This is a genomic window from Arachidicoccus rhizosphaerae (assembly GCF_900107765.1).
Lineage (GTDB): Bacteria > Bacteroidota > Bacteroidia > Chitinophagales > Chitinophagaceae > Arachidicoccus > Arachidicoccus rhizosphaerae.
The window spans coordinates 45717-71415 of the sequence record NZ_FNQY01000003.1 but is presented as its reverse complement, the minus strand read 5'-3'; the positions used below and the strand labels follow the sequence as shown (position 1 = coordinate 71415).

General features: G+C 38.0%; 20 protein-coding genes. 5 read left to right on the top strand and 15 right to left on the bottom strand.

The annotated features are described in order from the left end of the window. Positions 1–218 precede the first annotated feature (218 nt). Positions 219–866, top strand: coding sequence for a J domain-containing protein (locus BLU80_RS19955; RefSeq protein WP_091393810.1), 648 nt, complete (start codon positions 219–221; stop codon positions 864–866). 40 nt (positions 867–906) lie between these two features. On the opposite strand, the gene pyrR is transcribed toward BLU80_RS19955, so the two are convergent. Then, a complete protein-coding gene (pyrR, locus tag BLU80_RS04000) occupies positions 907–1452 on the bottom strand; it encodes a bifunctional pyr operon transcriptional regulator/uracil phosphoribosyltransferase PyrR (RefSeq protein ID WP_091393808.1) in 546 nt (181 codons plus the stop codon). A gap of 114 nt (positions 1453–1566) precedes the next feature. Between pyrR and BLU80_RS03995 the strand changes: the two genes are divergently transcribed. Continuing rightward, positions 1567–2307 carry a BamJ family beta-barrel-assembly machinery protein gene (locus BLU80_RS03995; RefSeq protein ID WP_091393806.1) on the top strand — a complete coding sequence of 247 codons (741 nt, stop codon included), beginning with the start codon at positions 1567–1569 and terminating at the stop codon, positions 2305–2307. A gap of 111 nt (positions 2308–2418) precedes the next feature. On the opposite strand, the gene BLU80_RS03990 is transcribed toward BLU80_RS03995, so the two are convergent. Genes BLU80_RS03990 through BLU80_RS03980 form a run of 3 tightly spaced genes read right to left on the bottom strand, consistent with a single transcriptional unit; the run spans position 2419 to position 5034 of the window. After that, positions 2419–3042, bottom strand: coding sequence for a hypothetical protein (locus BLU80_RS03990; RefSeq protein WP_091393803.1), 624 nt, complete (start codon positions 3040–3042; stop codon positions 2419–2421). Positions 3043–3058: 16 nt separating this feature from the next. Continuing rightward, entirely contained in the window at positions 3059–4444 is a 1386-nt protein-coding gene (hisS, locus tag BLU80_RS03985; protein ID WP_091393800.1) for a histidine--tRNA ligase, read from the bottom strand. A 59-nt stretch (positions 4445–4503) separates the two neighbouring features. Continuing rightward, the gene (locus BLU80_RS03980) at positions 4504–5034 is read right to left on the bottom strand and encodes a low molecular weight protein-tyrosine-phosphatase (protein WP_244518722.1); all 531 of its coding nucleotides are present in this window, start codon (positions 5032–5034) and stop codon (positions 4504–4506) included. A gap of 197 nt (positions 5035–5231) precedes the next feature. Here BLU80_RS03980 and BLU80_RS03975 point away from each other — a divergent pair, with 197 nt between their 5' ends. Then, complete coding sequence (locus BLU80_RS03975) at positions 5232–5564, top strand: PadR family transcriptional regulator (protein ID WP_091393794.1); 333 nt, start codon at positions 5232–5234, stop codon at positions 5562–5564. An 18-nt stretch (positions 5565–5582) separates the two neighbouring features. Then, a complete protein-coding gene (locus BLU80_RS03970) occupies positions 5583–7802 on the top strand; it encodes a PspC domain-containing protein (RefSeq protein WP_091393792.1) in 2220 nt (739 codons plus the stop codon). A gap of 81 nt (positions 7803–7883) precedes the next feature. On the opposite strand, the gene hisB is transcribed toward BLU80_RS03970, so the two are convergent. From hisB to hisG, 4 genes are read right to left on the bottom strand one after another with little or no spacing between them, the layout of a single operon-like run. Beyond that, on the bottom strand, positions 7884–9020 hold the full coding sequence (gene hisB / locus BLU80_RS03965; protein ID WP_091393790.1) for a bifunctional histidinol-phosphatase/imidazoleglycerol-phosphate dehydratase HisB: 1137 nt from the start codon (positions 9018–9020) through the stop codon (positions 7884–7886). Positions 9021–9058: 38 nt separating this feature from the next. Then, positions 9059–10120 (bottom strand): histidinol-phosphate transaminase, encoded by a 1062-nt coding sequence (hisC, locus tag BLU80_RS03960; protein WP_091393788.1) that lies wholly within the window; start codon positions 10118–10120, stop codon positions 9059–9061. 56 nt (positions 10121–10176) lie between these two features. Then, positions 10177–11454, bottom strand: coding sequence for a histidinol dehydrogenase (gene hisD / locus BLU80_RS03955; protein ID WP_091393784.1), 1278 nt, complete (start codon positions 11452–11454; stop codon positions 10177–10179). 41 nt (positions 11455–11495) lie between these two features. Beyond that, on the bottom strand, positions 11496–12353 hold the full coding sequence (hisG, locus tag BLU80_RS03950; protein WP_091393781.1) for an ATP phosphoribosyltransferase: 858 nt from the start codon (positions 12351–12353) through the stop codon (positions 11496–11498). A 417-nt stretch (positions 12354–12770) separates the two neighbouring features. Between hisG and BLU80_RS03945 the strand changes: the two genes are divergently transcribed. After that, the gene (locus BLU80_RS03945; protein WP_139188079.1) at positions 12771–14750 is read left to right on the top strand and encodes a BamA/TamA family outer membrane protein; all 1980 of its coding nucleotides are present in this window, start codon (positions 12771–12773) and stop codon (positions 14748–14750) included. A gap of 201 nt (positions 14751–14951) precedes the next feature. On the opposite strand, the gene BLU80_RS03940 is transcribed toward BLU80_RS03945, so the two are convergent. From BLU80_RS03940 to BLU80_RS03910, 7 genes are all read right to left on the bottom strand, one after another. Next, positions 14952–17225, bottom strand: coding sequence for a glycoside hydrolase family 3 N-terminal domain-containing protein (locus BLU80_RS03940; RefSeq protein ID WP_091393775.1), 2274 nt, complete (start codon positions 17223–17225; stop codon positions 14952–14954). Between the two features lie 23 nt (positions 17226–17248). Beyond that, positions 17249–18568 carry a glycoside hydrolase family 27 protein gene (locus BLU80_RS03935; RefSeq protein WP_091393772.1) on the bottom strand — a complete coding sequence of 440 codons (1320 nt, stop codon included), beginning with the start codon at positions 18566–18568 and terminating at the stop codon, positions 17249–17251. A gap of 9 nt (positions 18569–18577) precedes the next feature. After that, on the bottom strand, positions 18578–19744 hold the full coding sequence (locus BLU80_RS03930) for an SGNH/GDSL hydrolase family protein (RefSeq protein ID WP_091393769.1): 1167 nt from the start codon (positions 19742–19744) through the stop codon (positions 18578–18580). A 59-nt stretch (positions 19745–19803) separates the two neighbouring features. Further along, positions 19804–21093 carry an AGE family epimerase/isomerase gene (locus BLU80_RS03925; RefSeq protein ID WP_091393765.1) on the bottom strand — a complete coding sequence of 430 codons (1290 nt, stop codon included), beginning with the start codon at positions 21091–21093 and terminating at the stop codon, positions 19804–19806. 4 nt (positions 21094–21097) lie between these two features. Further along, positions 21098–22267, bottom strand: coding sequence for a glycoside hydrolase family 130 protein (locus tag BLU80_RS03920; protein ID WP_091393761.1), 1170 nt, complete (start codon positions 22265–22267; stop codon positions 21098–21100). Positions 22268–22309: 42 nt separating this feature from the next. Next, positions 22310–24106 carry a sodium:solute symporter family protein gene (locus BLU80_RS03915; RefSeq protein ID WP_244518734.1) on the bottom strand — a complete coding sequence of 599 codons (1797 nt, stop codon included), beginning with the start codon at positions 24104–24106 and terminating at the stop codon, positions 22310–22312. A 106-nt stretch (positions 24107–24212) separates the two neighbouring features. Then, complete coding sequence (locus tag BLU80_RS03910; RefSeq protein WP_091393754.1) at positions 24213–25247, bottom strand: glycoside hydrolase family 5 protein; 1035 nt, start codon at positions 25245–25247, stop codon at positions 24213–24215. Positions 25248–25699: the final 452 nt, after the last annotated feature.

The following is a 25699-nucleotide window of genomic DNA, read 5'->3' as shown; positions in this document are numbered from 1 at the left end:
GTGGTGAGTAAAAGGTGGAAAAACAATTGTTTATCGTGTATAACCCGTAAAAGATTCGTTAAATAATGGAATAATCAAGGTTATAGTCGATTGGATGCTGTTATTTATATAATGTTTAATTAATTATTTATCATTGTATAATATATTACGTTATTCATTATACTATTCGCATCTATTCCTCGTGTTTTTTCTTAGGCTGAATCAGTTATTTTTGCCCGGTGCAAAAAAAGAACTATTATCAGATTCTTGGTGTTCATCCTGGAGCGAGCAATGCAGAAATCAAGGCTGCATATCGCCGTCTGGCTTTAATCTATCATCCTGACAAAAATAGTGATGACCCAACCAGTAGTTATGTTTTTCAGGAGATAAATGAGGCTTACCAAGTACTATCTGATAAGACTTCCAGGGCAGATTATCACCGTAATTTTGAAGCAGAAGGTAAAAGATTTAGTCAGGGGCACACCGTTTTTTTCAGTGCCGAGTTACTTTTAGTAAAACTAGGCCATATGAGAAAGGCGCTGGATGAGACTGATCCCTATAGGATGAATACTGATGCTGTATTTGAGGAATTAGAATCATTATTCAGTGCATACCATTTGTCCGTCCTTAAAAAAGAAAATAATATAGCCCTTACTCAACAGATTACGGCTAACTGTTTAGGTGTCATTAATTATCTACCTAAAAACGAGCAACTTATCATAATCGAAAATTTAGAAAGATTGCCTTCGCAGTCCAATCAGACCATTGAAAAATTTATCAAAAAACAAAAGCAAAAATGGTTTTGGGACCGCTACAGAGTTTTACTAGTTCTTTTAGTGACGCTCCTGCTTTGCCTGGTACTTTTTAGGGTATTACATTTGCAATAATGTAATAATTTGTTTTATTTGGATGAAATAACTTGGATTTTTAGACTTCTGCCGCTTCCTCCATACTCAGAAGCTCTACCGCATTTCTGCCGTCTTTTTCTTCCCAATATACTTTTACCTTTTGATCATCATAAGTGTCTATAGACCTGCCTATGTAATCAGGTTGAATGGGTAGTTGTCGGCTGAATCGTCTATCTATCAGCACACATAATTCAACATTTGCAGGCCGGCCAAAATCTAGTAAGGCGTCTAATGCTGCTCGAATAGTTCTGCCTGTCCACAATACGTCATCAATTAATATGACTGATTTATTTTCAATAGAAAAACTTATATCAGTTTCGTTAGCAATATGAATAGAACTGCGAATATCATCCCTGTAAAAAGTGATATCCAGTTTGCCATATTGGATGTTTTTTTTATCTACGATTGTTTTTAACACTTCTACAATCCGATTACTAACAAATATCCCCCGGGGTTGAAGCCCAATTATAACAGTATTGGTCAAATCGAGATGATTTTCCAAAATTTGATGTGCTAATCTTTGGATGGTTAAATTAACCTGTCCTGGTGTTAAAAGCGATTTCATACATATTATATTTAAATATCCTATAAATAGGCTCTATAAGATACGAAATTAACAGGAATTACAAAAATACTTGAACCGAATCAATTACATTCGCGTTTTATTAATTTTAATTTTATGCGCAAAATTTTGTTTCTTTCCTGTGGTCTTTGTATGCTTTGTTCGGGGGGCATTTATGCTCAAAGTAAAAGTCAGCCGAATAAGCCTGTAAAATCACTGGTAAAAGCTTCCACCCCTACTCTGGCAAATTATAATGATACCATCAGTTATGCACTGGGACTTAGCCTTGCCAAGTTCTATCAGGAACAAGGGGCTACCAGTATTAATTCCAAATTGCTCAGCCAGGCAGTGGACGCTGTCTTCCATAAGGATAGTATCCTTTTTACGGATCAGCAAATAGCTGGAATTTTAATGAGTGCAGACCAAAGATTTGCATCAGAAAAGGCGGCAGGAGCTAAAAAAGAGGGAGAAGCATTTTTAGCAAAAAATAAGTTACGTCCAGGGGTAACAACTTTGCCCGATGGCTTACAATATGAAGTAATGCGTGAAGGAAACGGACCTTTGCCATCAGATACCAGCAATGTAAAAGTAAATTACAAGGGTATGTTACTCAGTGGTGCAGAGTTTGATAATTCTTATAAAAGAGGTGAACCACTGGATCTTAATGTGAATCAGGTTATCAAAGGATGGACGGAAGCATTGCAATTAATGCATGAGGGGGCAAAATGGAAAATTTATGTGCCTTCAGATTTAGCTTATGGAGATCGCGGTGCCGGCGGTGCAATTCCTCCCGGAGCTACTTTGATTTTTGAAATAGAATTATTAAAAATCAATAACGGCAGCAATGCAGCAGAATAACGGCTGGTACTGAATAATAATTTTTGCGACTTATAAATAAATGCCCGGATCTTGAATGAATGATCTGGGCTTTTATTTATAAAAACATAAATGATTTGAATGATATTGACTTTATTTATAATAGTTTTCGTCTAAATAAAAGTAGCCATCATCTTTTTTCCAGTACCAGAATTTGTCATTGTATTTGTAATAATAACCCTTCCGTCCTTTTTTGGCCAAGTTGTCAGGAACATATAAAACTCTGGGCGGGATTTGCTTAAAGCGGAAGGCCAGATTTTTTGCTTGATCGGGTGTAAATGCCCGAATGGCTTGGTTTAGCGAATCCAGATTATGGGACACAGTAGGTGGTAAATTTAAAGTATCTATCATTAAATTACCTCTACTATCAATAACTACCACCGGTTCTGCTAGATAATTTGACGCCGTTGAGTTATCGTCATTTATGGCTGCAGTATTTGCTGAATCTAATGGCTGCCCATAAGAATCCGTAATGACTTTGCCATGGTTATTGTATTGTTGGTTGGGCAATTTGCCCAGTTGGCCTACTTGATTGGAATCAATAATAGTTGCTTTTTTTACGTACTGTTCATGTCCGGGTCTGGCTCTGTCTGGTGTCACCTTCGGAGGTAATTTTTTTACCTCTGCTGACTTGGAAGGAATGTTTCTTCGACCACAGGAGGCCATCATAATACAGGCTAGTCCAACAATCAGTGAAGTGTACTTCAATTTTCTCATATTATTTTTTTTTATTTCACTTGTCTTCTCTTTGGGTATGTAAAGCTTGGACAATATGATCTATATTAGTGCTATCCATCTGCTCCTGCCATCCACTTGGCAGGTGTTTAATCGTTATTTTATTATCGGTTATTTCCTCTGAGCCAATAATAGCTATATAGGGAATCCCCTTTTTTTCTGCAAATTTGAATTGTTTGTCAAATTTTACTGGCTCATGATATAATTCGGTCCGAATACCGGCCTGCCGTAATTTTTGAATGACCGGATATGCACCCTGTATTTCGTAGGAACCTAAATTAAAGAATAAGACTTCAGTCCCCTGACTAAGTTTACCTTCAAACAAGTTAAGTTCTTCCATTACATCATAAATACGGTCAATACCAAAGCTAATTCCTACCCCAGGAACATCCTTTACTCCAAATAAACCGGTAAGGTCATCATATCTTCCGCCACCACCGATACTACCCATTTTAACTGTACTTGCTTTTATCTCAAAAATAGTTCCAGTATAATAATTAAGACCTCTGGCGAGCGTGAAATCCAGTTGTACAGATTTTACACTATCTTTTGCGAAGTCAAGTAAATAGCGTAATTCAGTTACTCCTAACATTGCTTGCTTACTTTCGGATAATAATTGCTCTATTTGCGTAAGCTGCTCATTATTAGAGCCTTTAATGTTTAAATATTGTTCGATGACTTCGATCTGGGCTTGATCAAGCCCTCGCTGGGTCAATTCTTCCTTTACTTTTTCTAACCCAATTTTGTCTAATTTGTCAATTGCAATGGTGATATCGGTAAGTTGTTCTTGCCCACCGCATATTTCCGCCAGACCTGCTAATATTTTGCGGTTGTTGATTTGGATGGATACAGGAATCTGCAGAGACGTAAAGGCCTGATCGTAAATATGAATGAGCTCCACTTCATTAATTAAAGAGCTGCTACCTACCACATCACAATCACACTGATAGAATTCCCGGTATCGACCTCTTTGGGGGCGGTCTGCACGCCAGACCGGTTGAATCTGATAACGCTTAAAAGGAAAAACCAGACTGCCATGGTTCATGGCTACAAAACGTGCAAAAGGAATGGTTAAGTCATATCTCAAAGCCCTTTCTGTAAGTTGCTTACTCCACTTTCCCTGGAAGACTTCTTCTAATGCTTCTCTGGTTTTCTGCTCCTTATTTGGGTTGTCCAAACCATTGTTTAAGATTTTAAATATTAGTTTATCCCCTTCTTCTCCATACTTGCCCATTAAAGTGTCAATATTTTCCATCGCAGGAGTCTCCAGCGGTTGGAATCCATACCGTTCAAAAATTTGCCGGATAGTTTGCAGGATATATTGTCTTTTATATACCACTTCATGAGAAAAATCACGAGTGCCTTGTGGTAAAGATGGTTTCATGTAATATTAAAAATTAATGCGTAATTATAATGTTATTGAATGGTGTATTTTACCCTTCTTTATTGTTGTTGGAGTTGTAACTGATTAATCAAATTTTCACAGGCCTCCATGAGTAGTTGATAAACATGCTCGAAAGCTTGATCAGTATCTTCGTACCATGGATCAGGAACCGCTTTATTTTTACCCGGAGTCACAGCGTTCAAAATTAGGTCAACTTTATCCGCGTTCCAAAGTTTCCCAGCTAATCTTTTTACTTCACGATAATTTTCACTGTCCATGACATATATATGGTCAAATTTGATTATATCTTCAGCCTTAAATGGTCGTGAACGTTGATTTGAAATATCGATATTATGGTTTTTGGCGATTTTTAAGGAACGCTTATGCGGCAATTCCCCTTCATGCCAATTACTGGTACCTGCGCTATCTACTTCCCAATCTAACTCATATTTATCTACCAAAGATTGCATAACACCCTCTGCTAAAGGGCTTCTGCAGATATTCCCTAAACAAACCATTAGAATCTTCATAGGTTGCAAAGATAATATAATGTTTTTAAGGTATTTTAAGATTGGTTTGGGGTACTTCAAAGCATTTTATTTAAGATTAAATGTTAAAATTAAGTTTAAGTATATATGGATATTAAAATTAATAATACTAAAATACTTTAATTGTAGTTAACTACAAATGTTAAATAAATAAATGTTTTAATAAAAGGTACTATGTATTGCATAGTATTGTAAAACTCGTTTATCTTTGTGTGGTAATCGCAAATAAAATTTTCAATATGGATATTCAGAACACACAGTCACAGATGCGCAAGGGCATATTGGAATTTTGCATTTTGTCAATCATTAAGCAGGCAGAAGCCTACCCAAGTGATATCGCAGCTAGTATGAAAGAGGCGAATCTGCAGATTTTAGAAGGAACATTGTACCCTCTTTTAACGAGACTCAAAAATGCAAATCTCCTAACCTACCGTTGGGTGGAAAGTGTTTCTGGTCCGCCGAGGAAATATTTTTCTCTTACGCCAGAAGGATTAGCTTTTTTAAAGGAATTAGAAACGACATGGAAAGAACTTTCCTTTGCCGTCAATCAAATAACGCATAATAATTTTTAAAATATTAAAAATCAGGAAATGAAAAAAGTCATTAATATAAATTTTCAAGGTCGGGTGGTCATGATCGAGGAAGTGGCTTATGATCAGCTCAAAGACTATATTGAAAGCCTTCGTCTGCATTTCGCTGAAGAAGAGGGGCATGAAGAGATTATCAATGATATAGAAAGCCGGATTTCTGAACTATTTGAAGAAGTTATTAAAAAAGGCCAGCCCTGTGTTAGAGAAGAAGACCTGAATGCTATAATTGATTCTATTGGTCGACCTAAAGATTTTGAAGAGGCTGAGTTAGCAGATGCTGGTATCGGAGGCGCTACGTCCAGCCCACATGAATCCCGCAATTTTACTACTGCAGGTAATTCGGAATCTGGAAGCAAGGCTCAGGACAATTCCTCAGCGTCTGCTTCAGCCGGGCCTTCGAACAGACCCAGGCAATTGTTCCGAGATGAGAATAATAAAAAAATCGGGGGTGTTTGTGCTGGTATTGCCAATTTTTTTGGAATCGATCCTACCATAGTAAGGCTGATTGCTCTTATTTTGCTGGTTTTTTATGGCACTGGATTATTGGCATATATTATTCTTTGGATTTGCGTACCTAGTTCTGCTCACCAGGTAATAGGCAGTTCTCAAAAAAGGCTGTTCAGGGACATCTCTAATAAAACCATTGGCGGTGTGTGTGCAGGACTTGCCAATTATTTTGATGTTAGTATTGGAGTGACAAAGGCATTATTTGTGGTAGGGGCATTAATCAGTTTTCCTTTGACGGTTTTTGGCAATATTCACATAGGTGGTTTTTTCTTCCCGGGTCTTAATTTTTTCTTTGTCTCCTTATATATTATTCTTTGGATCGTTATACCGCCAGCAATTACCTCATCTGATAAATTATCCATGAAAGGAGAACCGGTTGATTTACAAAATATCAAGTCTTCTGTCCAGGAAGATTTGCAGGATGGTAAAAAAAAAATAGTGAGCCAGCATGGGGTTAGTGAACCAGTAATGGTTACCGCACCTAAGCGTTCCCCACTTGGAGATATTATTGTCCTCATTTGTAAGATTTTTGGTTACTTAATTTTAGGATCCATCCTATTGGGTATTGTAGGCGGCTTGGTGACTTTAGGGATTGCAATATTCGGGTTCTCTCCACTCAAAGATTACATTGTGGATAGCTATTGGCAGAATATTTATGGTTGGGTAGCCGTATTATTATTGGTTTGGATGCCGGTGTTGGCCATTATTATATGGATTATTCGCCGATTGACCAAAACCCAAAGCAACAGAGGATTGAGAATAGGATTTGTATTATTATTTATTATTGGTTTAATAGCAGGTGGGCTATTTTTAAATTCAATTTATCAGGATTTTAAATATGTAAGCAATCCGCAGCTCAGTTCGGTGCCCTTAGTAAATGCGAATGTTGATAAATTGACTGTTGATTTAAATAGAGAACCCGCATTTAACCGCTATCAACGCAAATGGACGATGTTTGGTTCGGCTGTGCATTTTTTGGGGGATTCAGCCAGAATCAATAATACCCGGTTGATATTGCAGCCAAGCACAACTGATAGTTTTACTGCCTCCGTCATCAAATTATCCAATGGAAGTTCAATTGAGGATGCCGACACAAGGGCCGCGGCTATTTCAACAGGAAACTTTATACAAAATGGCAGCTCCTTACAAGTTCCATGTGCTATAACTGTTAGTAAGCTTAATAAATTTCGAAATCAATATGTTTTGGTAACGATTGGAATCCCCATTGGCAAGAAAATAGAGGTGCATTCTAATCGCCGTTGGTCCAATCAGTTTTATGTAAAATTCTGGGATGATGATTGGGATGAAATGGATTTTGACAATTTCCAGGACTTAGATAATTTAAATAACATGGGTCGATTTGATAGACTGCATTCCTCTCTGGACTGGGATTTGGATAAGGAATATATAATGACCAAAGACGGATTACAACAAACTGATTTAGATATTGATTCCCGGAAACAAAGAATTGAATCCGCTCAACAAATAATAGAACAGGAGCAAAATAAAATTAAAGAAGAAAAGGAAAAAATGCGTGAAAATTTGCAGCAACAGCAAGATGAGTTGCAAAAACGCATTGATCAACAACAACAAGAACTTAAAGATAAAACGGAAAAACTCAAAAAGGTATTACCAGATGATTCTGGTTCAATTACGGCCCTGGACCCGGTTCCGGTAATGTGGATTGGCAGATCGCTTTTGCGCTTCTCCTGATTGGCGCAATTGGCAAAAAAACAGCCTGGACAATATATGTTGTTCAGGCTGTGCTATTTAAAGGAATAGGTCTTTTGTTACTTATAATACACCTTTGGTGCTGGGTAAAGCATCACTTAAAGGGTCTTTTTTTACTGCCATTTTAATAGCCTTTGCAAAGGCTTTAAAGATGGCTTCTATTTTGTGATGCTCGTTGTCGCCTTTGCAACTAATGGCCAAATTACATTTGGCTGCATCACTAAAAGATTTAAAGAAATGATAGAACATCTCAGTGGGCATATCCCCCACTTTTTCTCTTTTAAATTCTGCGTCCCATGTAATCCAGTTTCTTCCACCAAAATCAATTAATACCTTGGCCTCACTATCATCCATAGGCAAGGCGAATCCATAGCGTTCCATACCTCTTTTATCGGTAAGTAATTTTTGAAACACCTCACCTAGGGCAATGCCGGTATCTTCAATGGTGTGATGTTCGTCAATGTGCAAATCTCCATCCACCCTGACTTTTAAATCAATATTCCCATGACGCGCAATTTGATCCAGCATATGGTCGAAAAAGCCAAGCCCTGTATTGATTTGAGCATTGCCTTTTCCATCGATGTTAATATCGATATAGATTTTGGTCTCATTGGTAATTCGTTCGTGGTGTGCTTCTCTGGTTTTTAACTTTAGAAACCTGTAAACAGCTTCCCAATTGGGTGTAGATAATGCAGTGACTTGCGCCAGTTCTTCTTTATTGCTGATTTCTTCAGCACCAAGTGATTCATCGTTATTTAACCAGATGGCTTTACAGCCCAAATTCGCTGCCAACTGAACATCTGTAATCCTATCTCCTATAACAAACGAGTTTGACAAATCGTATTCAGGATTATTGATATACTTTGTCAAAAGTGCCGTTCCTGGCTTACGGGTAGGCTTTTTATCCTTAGCAAAGGTTCTGTCTATAATAATGTCTTGAAATTCAATCTTTTCTCCTCTTAAAGTGTCAATTATAAAGTTTTGGACCGGGTGAAAGTCAGCTTCAGGAAAACTATCAGTACCTAATCCGTCCTGATTTGACACCATGACAAGTTCAAAATCCAATTCCCTGGCGATTCTTCCCAGATAAGTAAAAACTTCCGGATAGAAGATTAACTTTTCAAAACTGTCTATTTGATAGGTAGGCGGAACTTCATTGATGATGGTGCCATCCCGATCGATAAATAATACTGATTTCATATTTGATTTTTATGACTTGAGCATTTTTTGAATAATAATTAAAGGCTATCCATATAAGAGGCCAATGCGTCTATTAGGAAAGTGTTTTCTTTCTCGGTGCCGATTGTGATCCTAAGGCAATCTTCACAAAGAATTACTTTGGACCGATTGCGAACAATAATTTCTTTGGATACAAGATAATCATATACCTTATTAGCCTGATCAATTTTTATAAGAAGAAAATTGGCATCAGATGGGTAAACTTTAGAAATAATAGGAATACGCCCAAATACTTCAGCTAATGCACCCCGCATATCAACAATTTCTTTAATCATATCGTTAACCTGGCCAACCTCTTCTACCGCTTTTAGTGCCAGGTCCTGAGTAGCCTGATTGATATTATACGGAGGTTTTACCTTACTCATAATATCAATAATAGCTTTGTCCGCAAAAGCCATCCCGAGTCTTAGGCCAGCCAATCCCCAGGCCTTGGAAAAGGTTTGCAAAACTACCAGATTTGGATAATCTATTAATTCCTTTATAAAGGATTGTTGACGGGAAAAATTAATATACGCTTCGTCTACAATCACGAGGCCATTAAAATTATTGAGCGTCATCTCTATATCTTCCCTGTTAATGGCGTTACCCGTCGGATTATTAGGAGAGCAAATCCAAATGATTTTGGTGTTCGCATCAATTAAATTCTCAATGTGAGCGAGGTTTAACTGGAAATCATCTAGTAATGGAGCCTCTCTCACTTCAATGTCATTGATATGTGCAGAGACTTCATACATTCCATATGTTGGCGGACAAATGATAATATTGTCTTTACCCGGGTTGCAAAAACTACGATATAACACATCGATACATTCGTCTGAACCGTTTCCAAGAAAAATATTATCAGCACCAATATTTTTAATTTTCCCAATTGCTTCCTTTAAAATAACTTGGTGAGGATCGGGGTAACGGTTATACCATTTGATTAATGGGGAGCCTAAGCTGTTTTCATTGGCATCTAAAAACACAGATGCTTTGCCTGAGAATTCATCTCTTGCCGAACTATATGGAGCCAAGTTCTTAATATTTTCCCGGGTCAGTTCGTTTATATTAAAACGCTTCATAATTTAATGCGTAACTATAATTAATAATGATTTTGTATGCGCCAATTTTCTTGCTTCTACCCCTTCAGCCTCCTTGTTACGGCAGCCGCATGGGCGCGCAGTCCCTCCGCCTCTGCCATTGTAACTACCGTTTGTGCAATACCTTCTAATCCTTCCTTGGTTAATTTCTGGAATGTTATTTTACGCACAAAACTGTCCAGACTTACCCCACTGTATGCAGTTGCATATCCATTGGTAGGAAGCGTATGGTTGGTTCCACTGGCATAATCTCCAACACTTTCGGGAGAATAGTTGCCCAAAAAGATCGAACCTGCATTAACAATTTGGCTTGCGACCTCTTCCGGATTATTTGTTGAAATAATCAGATGTTCGGATGCGTATTGGTTAGATAAATCAATTGCTTCCTTCATGGATTTGACAACAATTAATTTGCTGTGCTGTAATGCTTTTGCTGCGATGTCCTTTCTGGGTAATTGATCCAACTGAACCTGCACTTCTTTTTCAACACTAATAGCCAAATCCTTTGAGGTGGTAATTAATAATGCCTGGCTGTCCGGACCATGTTCCGCCTGAGAGAGCAAATCTGCCGCTACAAAAACAGGGTTAGCGGTTTCATCGGCAAGTACTAAGACTTCGCTGGGACCTGCTGGCATGTCAATGGCCGTGCCTGTGCGTTGTATTAATTCTTTCGCACATGTAACATATTGATTACCAGGTCCAAATATTTTATATACTTTAGGGACAGAGGCTGTTCCGAATGCCATTGCACCAATAGCCTGTACGCCACCGATTTTGAAAACTTGTGTAATTCCAACTAATCTTGCAGCAAACAATATGGCAGGATGTAGGTTGCCCTCTTTATCCGGAGGAGAACAAAGAATTACTTCTTTACAGCCAGCCAGTTTGGCAGGAATTCCTAGCATTAGGATGGTGGAAAATAAAGGAGCGGATCCTCCCGGAATATATAAGCCAACCTTTTCAATGCCTACACTTTTACGCCAACAGGATACCCCAGGCTGGGTTTCCATTGCAGGAATGTCCTGGGATTGTTTGGCATGAAAAGCTTCAATATTAGATGCGGCAATTTGAATTGCATTTTTTAAATCTGTAGAAATAAGTGTTGCTGCTTTTTCTAATTCTTCAGCACTGACTGAAAATTCAGATAATGAAACTTGATCAAATTCTTGAGTATATCTTAATATAGCTTCGTCTCCTTCGCTTTTGACAGCTTTCAAAACAGCAGATACTTTGTCTACGAGACTTAAATTATCCAGCGTCGGACGACTGACAAGACTTTCCCACTGGGATCTTTCGGGTTCTATAAATGTATTCATCTTTTGTGTAATGATATAAAATGCTTGTTAAGGATAGCTGATTAAACGATCATTTTCTCAATAGGCAAAACCAATATATCCTCTGCACCTGCAGCCTTTATTTCTTCGATATGCTCCCAAAATTCATTTTCGCTGAGAACGGTATGAATGCTACTCCAGCCTTCAGCTGCCAGAGGAAGGACGGTAGGACTTTTCATGCCAGGTAACATCTTAATAATTCTGTCTAATTTGTCATTTGGCACATTCATGAGCACGTATTTTTTGCTTTTTGCTTTTTTTACCGTCTGAATGCGAAATAACAGCTTCTGCAAAATCTGATTCTTTTCCTGATTAAGTTCCGGCGTTTGAATCAATGCGGACTGAGATTGTAAGATAATTTCTGTTTCTTTTAATCCATTCATAAACAAAGTGGAACCACTGCTGACCAGATCACAAACTGCATCAGCTAGGCCTATAGAAGGAGCTATTTCCACACTTCCACTAATCTCATGAATTTCAGCCTGGATATTATTTTTGGACAAAAATTGTTGGACCAGAACGGGGTAACTGGTGGCAATTTTCTTCCCTTGTAAAAATTCAGGCCCTGTATAGTCGTCGTTTTTGGTGGTAGCAATGGAAAGCCTGCATTTTCCAAAGCCAAGCAATTCGGCGACTTTTACATTTTTCTTTGATTCGTAAACAACATTTTCTCCGACAAAACCAATATCGGCTACACCGTCCTCCACATATTGAGGAATATCGTCATCCCTTAAAAAGAAAACTTCCAGCGGAAAATTAGCGGCTGTAGCTTTTAATTGGTTTTTTACGTTGTTGTTAATCTCAATGCCACATTCTTTTAGCAGTTTTACGGAATCTTCGTGTAGTCTGCCTGATTTTTGAATGGCTAATTTAAGGACCATCTTTTTTTGATTTAATGGTGTTTTAAACAAATGATTTATGAAAGAACATAAAAAAAGCTTACCGAAACCGGTAAGCTTTTACTAAGTTTTATATGATTGATACACAAAACCGTACAACTTACCCGTTGAATAAGAAATGATGGTGATGTGTATGTGCTTTTTTAAACATTTTGGCAAAGCTAAGGTGAAAATTTTATATTGAGAAATTTTATATGATGATTTTGGGAAATTAATTATTAAGAATCAGAAATAAGGTAAAATGTACAGTCAGAATAACCTTGGAATTAATATTTTAACATCCGGAGCGTTAAAATGGGAAAGATTTAATATTTTGGAGGATAAAAGTGTTTCAGAGGTGCCTGAAGGTATAAAAATGATGAGTTGAATTCGGATAGCATAAAAAAGGAGTCGCACTTTGTGAAAATACCTATTCTATTGGTATTCACAGTGTTTTGCTGTCTGATCTGGGGGAAAGGATGGTCTCAGGTCAGCCGGGATAGCTCTTTGTTGCCTATTGATTCCGTAAATTCCGCCCATCCGTTTAAGGTGAAAGGTGATAGTGTGATAGTGTTGCAGCCATTTTTACAGCCACGGATGGACTCCCTCCCTAAACCCCAGGTTAAAGGGGGTAAAAGAACAAAGTTTGGGAAATGGATTAAAAAAGGATATGATGCAATAAAAAGAAACCATCCGAGAGATACGAGTGATAAAACCATAGCCTATCATAGCAGGATTGAAAACTATTATCAACCTTACGCAGGAAAGGTTATTCGCCATATTGAGGTGCGACAGTTCGGATTTGAGAAAAGCTTTTCCGATACTGCTACTAAAATCCGCTATTTCGGAACCAATTTGCTTAACAGTCTGCATAATAATTCTAAAAGCTGGGTGATCCGAAATAATCTGTTTATTCATGAAGATGATCGTTTAAGCCCGGCTATTATTGCGGACAATGAACGTTATTTACGTAATCTTAATTTTATCAGAGATGCGCGTATATTGGTTAAGACCATTGATCCATCCTCGGATTCTGTTGATCTGCTAGTGGTTACTAAGGATTTGTTTTCTTTGACTGGCGAAGTGTCAAGCCTGGATTTAGATCATCAGCAAATTACTATAGGCGATGAAAATTTAATGGGACTAGGACAATCACTCGAAGTTACAGGCTTACATGACCCGGAAAGAAAACCTAAATATGGAATAGATGCACGATATGAAAAATATAATGTTTTTAATAGCTTCTTGAATGTTAGTGGCGGTTACGCTGATATTGGCCGTAATCTTTATAATTATAAAAAAAATGAAAGATCTTATTTCCTGAACCTGGACAGGCCATTATATTCACAATATGCAAGAACATTTGGATTTCTGCATATGACCAATGCCTGGTCTGAGCATAGTTTCGAGCCATTTATTGAGCCAGATTCGGCATTTTATAAATATCATTATAAAATGCTGGATGTGGCATTTGGGTATAATTTTGGTGCCCGCAGACATTTACAGTCTACGGATGTACCATTGAGAAAGGTCATTAGTTTTAGATATTTTAATTATAATTTTAAAGAGAGCCCTCAACAATTTGTCGGTAGGTTTGTCGAAAAATTAAATGACAGGCAAGCGTTTTTAACTAAGTTTACCTTATTTAAACAAAAGTTCTTTAAAACACGATACATATTAGGTTTTGGAGCAACTGAAGATATTCCCTATGGATATAATTTTTCACTAACAGGCGGTTGGTACAGGATTAAGGATTTGTCCAGGCCCTACATAGGGCTAGATGCGAATCGTTATGCTTATACTGAAAAAGGAGATATTCTTCAATTTTTTCTAAGGACAGGCTCATATTTTAGAGAAGGTCTGCAAGATGGTAATTTACTTTTAGGCACTTCCTTGTATAGCCGATTGGTCAGAGTTAGACAACTTAAAGTACGCCAATTCATGCGTATGAGTTATAGTAGCCAGTTTAATACAGCCATTGCGGAACCTTTAAGAATAAATAATGCTTTTGGTTTGCAGGATTTTAGACAAGATTCCATACAGGCAAAAAGAAGGCTAACCTTAAGGTCTGAAACAATATTCTTTTCTCCAGGTAAAGTTTTCGGATTTTCTTTTGCACCATTTTTAACCGGTGATTTTTCATTAATTGAGCCCACCAAACAAAGCATTGACCCTTCCCATTTTTATTATGGTCTGGGTGGCGGTATCAGAACGCGTAATGAAAATTTGGTTTTTGGTACTATTGAACTTAAAGCTATTTACTTTCCACGTAAAATATATGGTCAAAATCAGTTTAAAATTGGTCTTACAACTAATCTCAGATTTAGATATAATTCTAGCTATGTAAGTGCTCCTGAATTTGTTCAGGTAAATAATGATATCAGAAACGATATATTCTAGGAAGAAAGGATACTGTTAGTTATATTTAAGAACGATACATTGCAGCAGTACTATTTGCTATTGCCATTTATCAGCCATTTTTTATAAGTGTAAATAAAAAACACCGGCCTGGGTTGTTTATTAACTTGGCCGGTGCTTTTTTGTTTAATGAGCGCGTGGATTATTTACGCAAAGAGAGAGAGAGTGTGTGTGTGCGGGTTTTTATTGTACAACAAAACTTTGTTTTAAGCCGCCTACCTCTAAGGTGAAATCTCCAGGTTCGGTTACCCTTTTTAGGTCGTTATTGATAAAAGATAAGTCTTTTTTACTTAATGTGAAATGAAGGGTCTGAGAGCCGCCTGGCTGAAGTTCAACTTTTTTAAATGCCCTGAGTCTTTTTACTTCTGGAGTAATACTTGCTACCAAATCACTTGCATAGACTAGCACCGTTTCTTTTCCTTTTCTGTCTCCCGTATTTTTTACAGTGACGCTAATTTGTAGGGGCCGATTGTCGCTAACTACAGTACTGCTTAATTGGAGGTCGCTATAATCAAAGGTAGTATAGCTCAACCCATAACCAAATTCCCATTGTGGATCGTATCCTCCATTGATATCAAATTCCTTTGACTCAGTATATTTATGATAATAGTTGGCAAGTGCATTGGTGAAACGGGGATAAGTATAGGGCAGTTTGCCGCTCGGATTTATTTTTCCAAGTAAAATATCTGCTATAACATTACCACCTTGATTACCTGGATACAGCGCGTCTATTATACCTTGCATAAATGGCTCAATAGCAGAAACAATTCTGGGGCGTCCTTCAGTTAGCACCATCACCATTGGTTTTCCTGTTTTAGCCAAAGCCTTGACAAGCTGAATTTGCGGTGAAGAAATTGTGAGGTCATTAATATTCCCCGGAGTTTCAGTATAACTACTTTCTCCTCCACAAAAGAGAATCAGGTCGGCGGAATTTGCCTGATCTACTGCGGCTTGGATTCCCTCTTTTGTTGAACTGTCAAATTCGGTGCCTGGGGCATAAAGTACCTGATTGCCTAGTCTCTGTTGCAGTGCTTCTAAAATGGTATTTTTATCTTTTTCTGTCTCATCGGAGGTTGTACCTTGCCAAACTCTGGCCCAACCGCCATTGAGAGAACGCATAGTGTTAGCCGCAGGACCTGTTACCAATATTTTAATACCTTTCTTTAGAGGCAGGATATTATTCTTATTTTTTAATAAAGTAACACATTCTGAAGCAACATCGTAATTGAGCTGCTGATGCTCCTTTCCTCCGAATAAAGAATAATCTGAAGCATTCCCGATTGGTCGATCAAATAATCCAAGCTTGTATTTTACATATAATATTCTGGTAACAGCATCATTGATTCTTCCTTCTGATACTTCTCCGGATTTAGCTAAATCTAACAAATCTTTGGAGAAGCTATAATCTACGGGTACCATGCTCATATCAATACCAGCATTGACTGCAATTTTTACTGCATCTTTATTGTCTTTTGCAACATGATGCCGTTGCCAAAGATATTCAATATCCTGCCAGTCACTGACAGCGAAGCCTTTAAATCTTAATTCTCCTTTAAGGATATCAGTTAGGATATGATGGTTGGCATGAACTGGAACTCCATTGATTTCCCCGGAATTGACCATGACCGTTAAGGCTCCATGATCTATCGCAGATTTGAACTGAGGTAAAAAATATTCCCTAAGTTCTCTTTCCGGAATCCACGCTGGGGTTCGGTCATGGCCGCTGAGTGGCATGCTGTACCCCATAAAATGTTTCAAACAGGCCGCAACATGGTATTTGTCTGCCATGTTATTTCCTTGATACCCACTTATTATGGAATCCCCCATTACAGAAACCAAATATGGGTCTTCTCCAAAAGTTTCCCAGATTCTTGGCCAGACAGGCATCCGTCCTAAATCCAATACAGGGCTGAAATTCCAGGGTATAAAACTGGCACGCGTTTCATAAGCGGACACCTCGCCTGCCCTTTTTATTAAATCGGGATTGAAGGAGGCAGCCATTGCAATTTGCTGAGGGAACATTACGCTTCCAAGTGTGTAATTATTGCCATGAATTGCGTCAATTCCATAAAGAATAGGGACTTTAAGGGATTGCGACATTGCTATATTTTGAATTTCTGTGATAATGCCTCGCCAGTTTTCAACAGTCTGTGCATCTCCGCCGACATTTAAAATGGACCCTACATGATATTGTTCAATCGCTTCTTTTAATTTAGGCGTATCCAGAACATGCGGTACGATTACTTGCCCATCTTTGGTTTTTAAGAAGAACTCCAGGCTAATCTGAGTCATTTGACCAACTTTCTGTTCCAGGCTCATTCTCTGAACCGTATTTTGAGCATAGTTCCAAGCTTCCTTATCAGAATAAGGACCTTCATGTTTGTTTTGTGCTGATAGCTGCATAGTGACCATGAAGGTAGCCATAAACAGCCATAGTCCTAATCTTTGGATTTTCATTGAGACAATTTTTAGGATTTGTTTTAATGGTGAGTGAATATTTTAATCAGCAAGACATCATGGGCAGGAAGGCTTACTTTAAGAGTTTTTTTTGTTGTTCCGATCTGTTTGTCCAACCAAAGATCCTGAAGAGGATAATTTGTATTTCTCAGATCTAATATTTTATGATGAACTGTGTCACTGATTACTTTTTCAGACCAGGTGTATTGCAAGCTGCTCGTTTTTGAACCGCGGTTTAAAAAGGCAACCGCCCATTGATTGTTTTTTAAAGGTTTGGCCCAAACTTCCACACTATCAGGAAGATTTTCAATTCTGTGGCCCTGAATCGCCAGTGAGTCCTGGTCGATACTGATAATGTTTTTATTTGTCAATATATTTAAGATGGAAGGTGTCATTTTGGATAAATCATTACCCGCCATTAACGGAGCTGCCATCATTGCCCACATACTAAAATGAGACCGGTTCTCTTCGGGAGTATAATTTCCATTGCCGACTTCCAACATATCCGGATCGTTATAATGACCTGGACCAGCATAAGGGTATAAAGCTTCCTGACTGTCCATGATAGCCATTGGACTAAATTGAAAATAAGAGCCTTTATCTACTTTTCCATCCCAGCGTTCTGCTGTAATGTCAGCTGTGGTTCTCCAAAGTTGTCCTACATTTTCAGCCCATAACCAGGGCTGGTTACTCCCCCACTCACATAAGCTAAATACCATAGGGCGCCCAGCATTGCTGATTGCCCTACTCATTGTGGTATAGGCCTCTTTGGCATTGATTCCATCGGAGCTACACCAATCATATTTTAGGTAATCAATCCCCCATTGGGCATATCTTAAGGCATCCTGGTATTCATGGCCTCTTGTGCCAGGATAACCTGCGCAGGTTAAGGTTCCTGCACAGTTGTATAATCCGAACTTGAGTCCTTTACTGTGAACATAATCAATAACTGCTTTAATCCCATGGGGGAATTTTTCCGGATCTGGCACTAAATAGCCTAAAGAGTCTCGTTGTTTAGTCATCCAGCCATCATCTAGAACTAAATAAATATACCCCGCTTCCTTCATGCCCGTACTGACTATATTGTCAGCTGTCTTTTTGATTAAATCCTCGTTGATGTGCGTCTGGAATGTATTCCAGCTATTCCAGCCCATTGGCGGAGTAAGTGCCAGCTGGTTAAATTTTTGAGCATGAGATTTTATGGCGAAGAAACTGAAAATTAAAACCAAAGGAATGGTTATGTAATTTTGATAATTCCTTTCAAGCAACTTTTTTTTAAAATTACAATCGGTTGCAAATATCTTATTCTTTTTAAATAAACTTCTGTTTTGTGACTTTTTCATTTTTCTTTTTTAAGAGTTCCAGTGTTTGATTTTCTGAATATATGGCAATAATTCTGCTGCTATTTTTTCATGCTCCTGAATGGTTGGGTGACTATCGCATCCCTGAGAATATCTATTTTTAAAAAAATAATAATAAATATTTTGATCCCCCATTGCTCTGATACTGGATTGTACCTTCACTAATGCCTTTTGTAAAAAGGCTGTTAATTGTGTATCCGCCATGGGGCTGGTAAGCAGTACCAGGGTGGTTTTTGGATAATGCTTGCGCAATTTACAAACAAAATCCACATAACGTGTACAAAAAGTGTCTAAATCCTGAATGCCATCATTTTGACCTAAACATATAGTGGCAACATCCGGCTGGTATTTATCAAAATCCCAATCAATTGAATCTTGTGAAAGGGCCAGCTTGTCATATACCTGAGGCATGATGATGTTGAGATTGCAACAACTATGCATCAGTCCTATGCCAGAAACAGCTGAAATAATCCAATCAGCATCCAGCATTCTTGCCAATCTGGGACCGTAGCTCATATAACAATTATGTTGATCTTCCCAACGCCCTTTACCACAAGGGACATCTGATAGATCGCTGGAAGCACCACAGGTTATAGAATCTCCGAAACATTCGATGAGATGTTTTTTGCCATTTTTTTCAGGTTGCGGTAATAGTTCGGAACATAAGACACCTGCAACGCTGATATAACCGATATTAGATTCCGTGTCCTTGCAAATGATAAGATGATGTTTGCCTTTACTTACTCCGTCGGCTACAGTAATGGTATCCGTTTTTTGTTCCAAACGAATTCTTCTGGCCTGTCCATCCAGTACAATTTCTATGTAATTGTGCTGGACGCCATATTGCATCTGATCTTCCAGTATTATTTTGCAGGTGCTTCCTTCAAAATAAAGCGAAAGGTAAACTCCAGGATTCCAGAATCTTGGTAAATCGGGCTTAGAAAAATCAATCCTGCCAATATATCTAATGGCGGAATCACTGGCTTTAAAAAACTTTAGAGGACTTTCTGATATTTCTTGATTGGAAGTAATTGAAGGAATTTTATTGCTCTCGCCTTTAACCTGATTTATGGCGGCCATTAGAAAAATAGATAAAACAATACTGAGAATATTAATAAATTTATTTGACCCTATTTTTTCTTTAATCAGTAGAAACATATTATGAAATTTAAAAAAACTGCTTTAATGTAATTGTTTTATTTAAAGTATTTTTTTTGTTAATGTGGATTTGTCTTCATTCCTGCTGAAATAGGAACCATCCTATTTAATCTTTTTTGCATTTCCAGCATTGCTCTGAGGTTGTGGTATGGGCATTTCCAAAGTCCGATTTTATAATAGCCCTTCATGGGATGACCATTTTCGTTTATTCCCCATAACCACTCCCCTGTTTTAGAAAGTATATAATTTTGGATGTATTGCCAAATCTGCAGTGTGCAATCTAAAAACTCCAGATTAAGGGTCTGCAGATAAGCTTCAGAAAAGCCCACCATTGCTTCGGCCTGTACCCACCAGTGTTTTTCTGCAATTAAATGCCCTGAAGATGCAGAAGTGCTCTTTATATTATATGTTTTTTCATAATTTAGCCCACCTGTCCCCGGATCTATCCCTTCCTTAGCAGCTATGGCTAGCGCAACGCATTGCTGCTCCATTTTTTTTATCCGGACTTTATCTTTAATTGTGCTGGCAGCCTCCAGCAATAACCAGGCAGCTTCAATATCATGTCCATAGGAAACAACAGTCCCTTGAGCAGTAAAACTTTTGTCAAAGAATAACCGCAGATGGTGAGTCTTAGCATCAATAATATGAAGGTCAAAACAATCCAGCAAACCTTGTATCTGGTTTAACAGAAATGTGTCTGGCCAGATTTTGTAAAGGCCGGTATAAGCTTCTAAGATGTGTAAATGCGTATTCATGGTCTTGACGGCATTTTCATCTTTTGGGCTTAGCCTAAGATCATTAAGTGCATTCCAATCTCTGGAAAATGCCTCAAAATATCCGCCAAACTGGGCGTCAAAGCTATATTTCTCAATGAGTTCAAAAAGTAAAATGGCCTCATCTAGTACCTTCGGATCTTTTGTGATCTCATAATAGGAACTTAAAGCATAAATCCAAAAGGCCTGTGCATATATTTGTTTCTTTTGATACGCTGACAGCAACTGACTATGAGGTGCCGTTGGCTGATATGGTGGATTAATTGCCCAAAATGCTCCGCCAAATTTTGAGTCTTTGAAGTGATTTTGAAAATAGTGATAGGCTCTCGTGGACAATTCAAGGAATTTTGGATTGGGGTCACTTTGGTAGGCCGTTGAGAAAGACCACAGAATTCTCGCATTCAACACACTTCCTTTAGGCATTTGGACAACAGGATCGTTGTTTTCATCAACCTGCCCATAAAATCCATTATCCATCGGGTCAGGACTATAAGTTGCCCAATAGTTAAGAATGGATATGGCTTCCTTCTTGAGTGCCTTTTGAAATTGCTGTATTACCCCCTCTGACTTGAACATATTATTATAATTGCATATTTTTTTCGATTATCTTAGTCAGAATATTGACTTGCCCTGCCGAATAGTAGCTATCTTCCGGTGTATGACGGACATAATCTATCAGCTGTTCAACTGAGCTTTCTGCCACATGCATCACAGAATCTGCTGCTGCATAGTATATATACACTTTATTGTTATCATCCAAAATCCAACCGTTGGAAAATACGACATTGGAAACATCTCCTATATATTCAGTTCCTTCAGGCGCTATTAAGTAACCAGAAGGCCTATGAATAACTTTGGTGATGTCCTGCAAATCTGTCATAAAGGCATATAAGCTATAGCGCAGGCCAGCAGCCGTATTGCGTACTCCATGGGCCAGGTGTAACCACCCATATTTTGTTTTAATGGGGGCAGGTCCGAGTCCATTTTTAGCTTCAGATATAGTGTGGTATCGTCTTGGGTCTATAATGATTTCTTCTTGAATATCACTATTTTCTATGCTTTTGGTCAGTCCCAGACCAATTCCTCCTCCTGAGCCTGCTTGAATAAAGCTATCTTGCGGACGCGTATAAAATGCATATTGACCTTGGACAAATTCAGGGTGCAAAACAACATTCCTTTGCTGGGGGCTAGTCGTTTTTAAATCTTGCAGTCGTTCCCAGGTTTTAAGATCCTTAGTGCGCGCTATACCGCATTGGGCTATGGCTGCTGATTGATCAGATTCTGGCGCTGTTGGATCTCTTTTTTCAGTGCAGAAAACGCCGTAGATCCATCCATCCTCGTGCTGTGTAAGCCGCATGTCATAAACATTTACATCTTCTATTGTGCCAGGCATTATTACCGGGAAATCCCAGAATCTAAAATTGTCCACTCCATTAGGACTCTCCGCTACTGCAAAAAAGGATTTCCTGTCTTTGCCTTCTACCCGTACCATCAGCAGATACTTACCATTTAGCTTTATGGCACCGGCATTAAATGTTCCATTGATGCCAAAACGTTCCATAAGCAGTGGATTCGTGGATTCATTTAGATCATATTTCCAGAAATATGGTATATGGTCTGCGGTAAGAACTGGGTGACGGTACCTGGTAAAAATGCCATTACTAAATAATTCTGGGTAGTTCTCCAGGGTAAGCAGTTGTTCATACTGCTTTTTTAATTGGGCTAATTTCTTTTTAAAATTTTCTGACATAATCTCTTTATTTCTTTACTTACTAAGGTGTTTAAGGTCTGATTAGTATTCGCTTAATTTATCCCACCAGGTTTTTTTAAGAATGATAATAATGATTATTAATAAAATAATAGTAATTATTAAGGGTAGTTTCATCCATAATACGATGTACATAGGTAAAATGGTAAGGCACATTTGGCCTGCCATGCCAATCATAACATTGAATATGTTTCGCTTAAAATGTTTGTTTTTCTCGAAGGCCGGGTTTTCTGCAATAACTTTGTTATGGATTTCTCCCCAGAATCCCCAGGGCCGCACTGTAATATAAAATTTCTTCAATGTATTGATTTCAGTAGGTGGAGCACTATAGCTGCCCCAAATACATCCAACTAAAGATAATATAAAGATGATAGGCCAATAATATAAGTCAAGTCCTGTAAGGATATTAAAGGATTTAAGGGCGGCCAGGGCAATGGCTGGTACAATTCCCGCAACCATTCCCCAGAAAAATCCTGAAGCATTAAAGCGCCACCAATGCCATTTAAGCATATTGGCAGCAATATATCCCCCATAAAGGCCAGAAACAATCCATTGTAAAATAGTGTTCACATCTTCAATCAGGCAGCCAAGAATGATTCCCAAAGTCACTACACCAATTCCTGCGGCATAGTTCATTGTAATTACCTGTTTGTTATTGGCGTTCGGGTTTACATATTTGAGGTAAATGTCATTTACTATATAAGCTTGTGCAGCGTTTAGTGTGCCTGAAAAAGTTCCCATAAATGCACCTAGTAATCCGGTCAATACAAGTCCTACTATTCCGGCTGGCAAAAAGGTATTAATTGTTGCTGGCAATATAGTTTCAAAGTCAGTCCCCTGCGGATTTTGTACCTGAGGTGCAATTTGTTTAAAATATAACAGTCCTAATATAGTCAGTCCTATCACCAGAGTATATCTGATAGGCAGTAAAATAATAGAAACGAATCCCGACATTTTGCTTGCTTCCTCCGGAGATCTGGTACTGAGGACTTTTTGCATGTCATAATTCGGGGCGGGACCTGCAAGACTTGCAAAAATACCTTTGAAGAGCATCATCATAAAGAAGATGCCAAAAAGGCCAAAACCATCTGAAGTTATTTTTTTATTAGCATCATCTAAAATGCCTGTCCAATCGAGATTCAAATGCATACCGAAAAATGGATTGCGCCATCCTTCGGGGACTGTAATTTGTTGATGATGTAAGTGAATCATTGCAATAATACCAATGCTCACGCAGCCAATCGTCATAATTACGTATTTGATAACATCACCAAGTACGATACTGTGCATTCCGCCCAGTACTGAATAGAATACTGCAAATAGCGTAAAAATTACACCATAAAAATGTGGGACATAAGCTAATGGGATATGAAATGGAATATATGGCTGAACCACATTCCAGGGAATAAATATTTCCATAAATTTGCCCAGCCCTACAAATCCGTAAGCAAGAAATCCCAGACAGCTTAACAAGGCAAAGATCACGACAATGTTATGAGATGCACGCACTCTTTTACCAGCTCTTCCAAACCTGGTAGTGAGCCATTCCGCACCAGTAGTTGCTCCTGATCGGCGCAGCCATTTGGATAAATACATCATCATAAATACCTGATTAAATACAGGCCATAACCAGGGTATCCAAATGCTTTTAAGTCCGTAAACGAAGCAAAGGCTAACCATCCACATGGTGCCTGATATATCAAACATGTCACTGGCATCACTAAGCCCCAGCATATACCAAGGCAGGGAACGTCCGCCTAAAAGATAATTTTCTTTATTGAGTCTTGCTTTTTTTCTGAAAAACCACCCGATGCAAACCATTGTGATCAGGTAAGTAATTAAAATGGCTATGTCAATAAACTGTAACTTCATAATAATATAAAACGCCTTTAAAATTTAAGCTAAAAAGGACTGTTGTTTAATCTCGTTATAATTTGTTATAAAGTGTATCGAAATAAGGTGAAGTCTTAAAAGAAGAGGCTTGAGGCTCTTGTTTCCAGGCTGGATGAACCATGTTCATGGTCCCTCCATCTCCGTTCCAGGCCCACCCTATAACGGGCCAGCCATGATTCTTGGCATAATCAACGATAGCTGACCAGTCACAGGCCCCTTCTCCTGTGCCAAATTCTCCCAAAATACAAGGATAACCTGTGTTTTCCATATCCTTTAAATCTGAAGGCTGCAAGATTCTGCCCCGCGCCTGGTTGAATCCATTTGGATAAATATGAGCTGATAATATAATTTTCGAATCTTGAATTTTGGGTATGCTTTTTTTACATGCTAGAAAAGCTGTATAGGTTTCCTGCCCCCAGCCGGGAATATCTATTATAATATATCCATTATAAAACGTTCTCAAAGTGGCAATTGCTGCATTATAGGCTTTTGCATAATTGGCGGCGCTCATATTGTGGCTGCCCCATTCATTTATAAGATTGATGATGAATTTCGGGTTCTTATTATTTACGGACAAATTTGTTTTAATACCGCTTATTAATGTATTATAATTATGCTGCCACCAGTTTGCTGCCTCCTGCACCTCAGCTGGATCGTCGGATCCTAACACTTTAGCTTTATGGTAAGTGGCAATTATTGTATAACCGGCACTGTCTGCTTGCCTGATCCACTCCTTTGCCTGTTGGACTGCATTGGGCTCTATTTCTATCCGAACGGTCTTGATTTTGTCCATGGATTTCATTAATGGCCAGTCGAAATTGACCCTACCATTATTATAATAAGAGGGCTGTAGATTTACGCCATTGCCGATGGAAAATTGCAGGCTCCTTTTTAATAAGGTATCTTTTTGGGTGTTTAATGTATCCTTCTTAATAGATGAATTTTTATTTTCACCGTTTTTGGTGTAAGCGCAGCTTTGTAGCAGTAATATACTTAGCAGGTATTTCCACACAAGTGCGCTATGACGAAGTTTATTACCAATTGGTTTATGGATACAATGCATGGTCATCAAGAAATAATTTTTGGGATAATTTGGTTTTAATTGGTTGTCAACAAAAATACTTCTATGTTATTAAAACTGTTAAAATAGGCGTAAACCATGCTTAATTGTTTTAAACAAAATTATAAATTGAAATATGTGTTTCATAGTACTATTTTATCCTTGTATTGTTTATTTTTAGCAAAAAAAAGAAACTAAATTTTTATATATAAAGTATAAAATATGTAATTTTGAAGAGGGATTATAATATTTAAATATTAAATATAATGTATAAATTTATAAAATACAATTATTTAAATTATTTTATCTCTGACTTGATTGACCAATTTACCAGTTAATTGAAGTAAATGATTTTTTTAAATGATTGCTGATACTTCCTGAATTAAAAATGATACTTTATTAATGATTGATTTTTTATTCATAATTTTACTTTGTGAACAGATTCTTTAAATTGGCATTTA

Excerpts from the sequence above, each read along its gene's own strand:
- pyrR (WP_091393808.1), bottom strand. The coding sequence starts at position 1,452 with ATGAAATCGCTTTTAACACCAGGACAGGTTAATTTAACCATCCAAAGA.
- BLU80_RS03995 (WP_091393806.1), top strand. The coding sequence starts at position 1,567 with ATGCGCAAAATTTTGTTTCTTTCCTGTGGTCTTTGTATGCTTTGTTCG.
- BLU80_RS03990 (WP_091393803.1), bottom strand. The coding sequence starts at position 3,042 with ATGAGAAAATTGAAGTACACTTCACTGATTGTTGGACTAGCCTGTATT.
- hisS (WP_091393800.1), bottom strand. The coding sequence starts at position 4,444 with ATGAAACCATCTTTACCACAAGGCACTCGTGATTTTTCTCATGAAGTG.
- BLU80_RS03975 (WP_091393794.1), top strand. The coding sequence starts at position 5,232 with ATGGATATTCAGAACACACAGTCACAGATGCGCAAGGGCATATTGGAA.
- BLU80_RS03970 (WP_091393792.1), top strand. The coding sequence starts at position 5,583 with ATGAAAAAAGTCATTAATATAAATTTTCAAGGTCGGGTGGTCATGATC.
- hisB (WP_091393790.1), bottom strand. The coding sequence starts at position 9,020 with ATGAAATCAGTATTATTTATCGATCGGGATGGCACCATCATCAATGAA.
- hisC (WP_091393788.1), bottom strand. The coding sequence starts at position 10,120 with ATGAAGCGTTTTAATATAAACGAACTGACCCGGGAAAATATTAAGAAC.
- hisD (WP_091393784.1), bottom strand. The coding sequence starts at position 11,454 with ATGAATACATTTATAGAACCCGAAAGATCCCAGTGGGAAAGTCTTGTC.
- hisG (WP_091393781.1), bottom strand. The coding sequence starts at position 12,353 with ATGGTCCTTAAATTAGCCATTCAAAAATCAGGCAGACTACACGAAGAT.
- BLU80_RS03940 (WP_091393775.1), bottom strand. The coding sequence starts at position 17,225 with ATGAAAATCCAAAGATTAGGACTATGGCTGTTTATGGCTACCTTCATG.
- BLU80_RS03935 (WP_091393772.1), bottom strand. The coding sequence starts at position 18,568 with ATGAAAAAGTCACAAAACAGAAGTTTATTTAAAAAGAATAAGATATTT.
- BLU80_RS03930 (WP_091393769.1), bottom strand. The coding sequence starts at position 19,744 with ATGTTTCTACTGATTAAAGAAAAAATAGGGTCAAATAAATTTATTAAT.
- BLU80_RS03925 (WP_091393765.1), bottom strand. The coding sequence starts at position 21,093 with ATGTTCAAGTCAGAGGGGGTAATACAGCAATTTCAAAAGGCACTCAAG.
- BLU80_RS03920 (WP_091393761.1), bottom strand. The coding sequence starts at position 22,267 with ATGTCAGAAAATTTTAAAAAGAAATTAGCCCAATTAAAAAAGCAGTAT.
- BLU80_RS03915 (WP_244518734.1), bottom strand. The coding sequence starts at position 24,106 with ATGGTTTGCATCGGGTGGTTTTTCAGAAAAAAAGCAAGACTCAATAAA.
- BLU80_RS03910 (WP_091393754.1), bottom strand. The coding sequence starts at position 25,247 with ATGACCATGCATTGTATCCATAAACCAATTGGTAATAAACTTCGTCAT.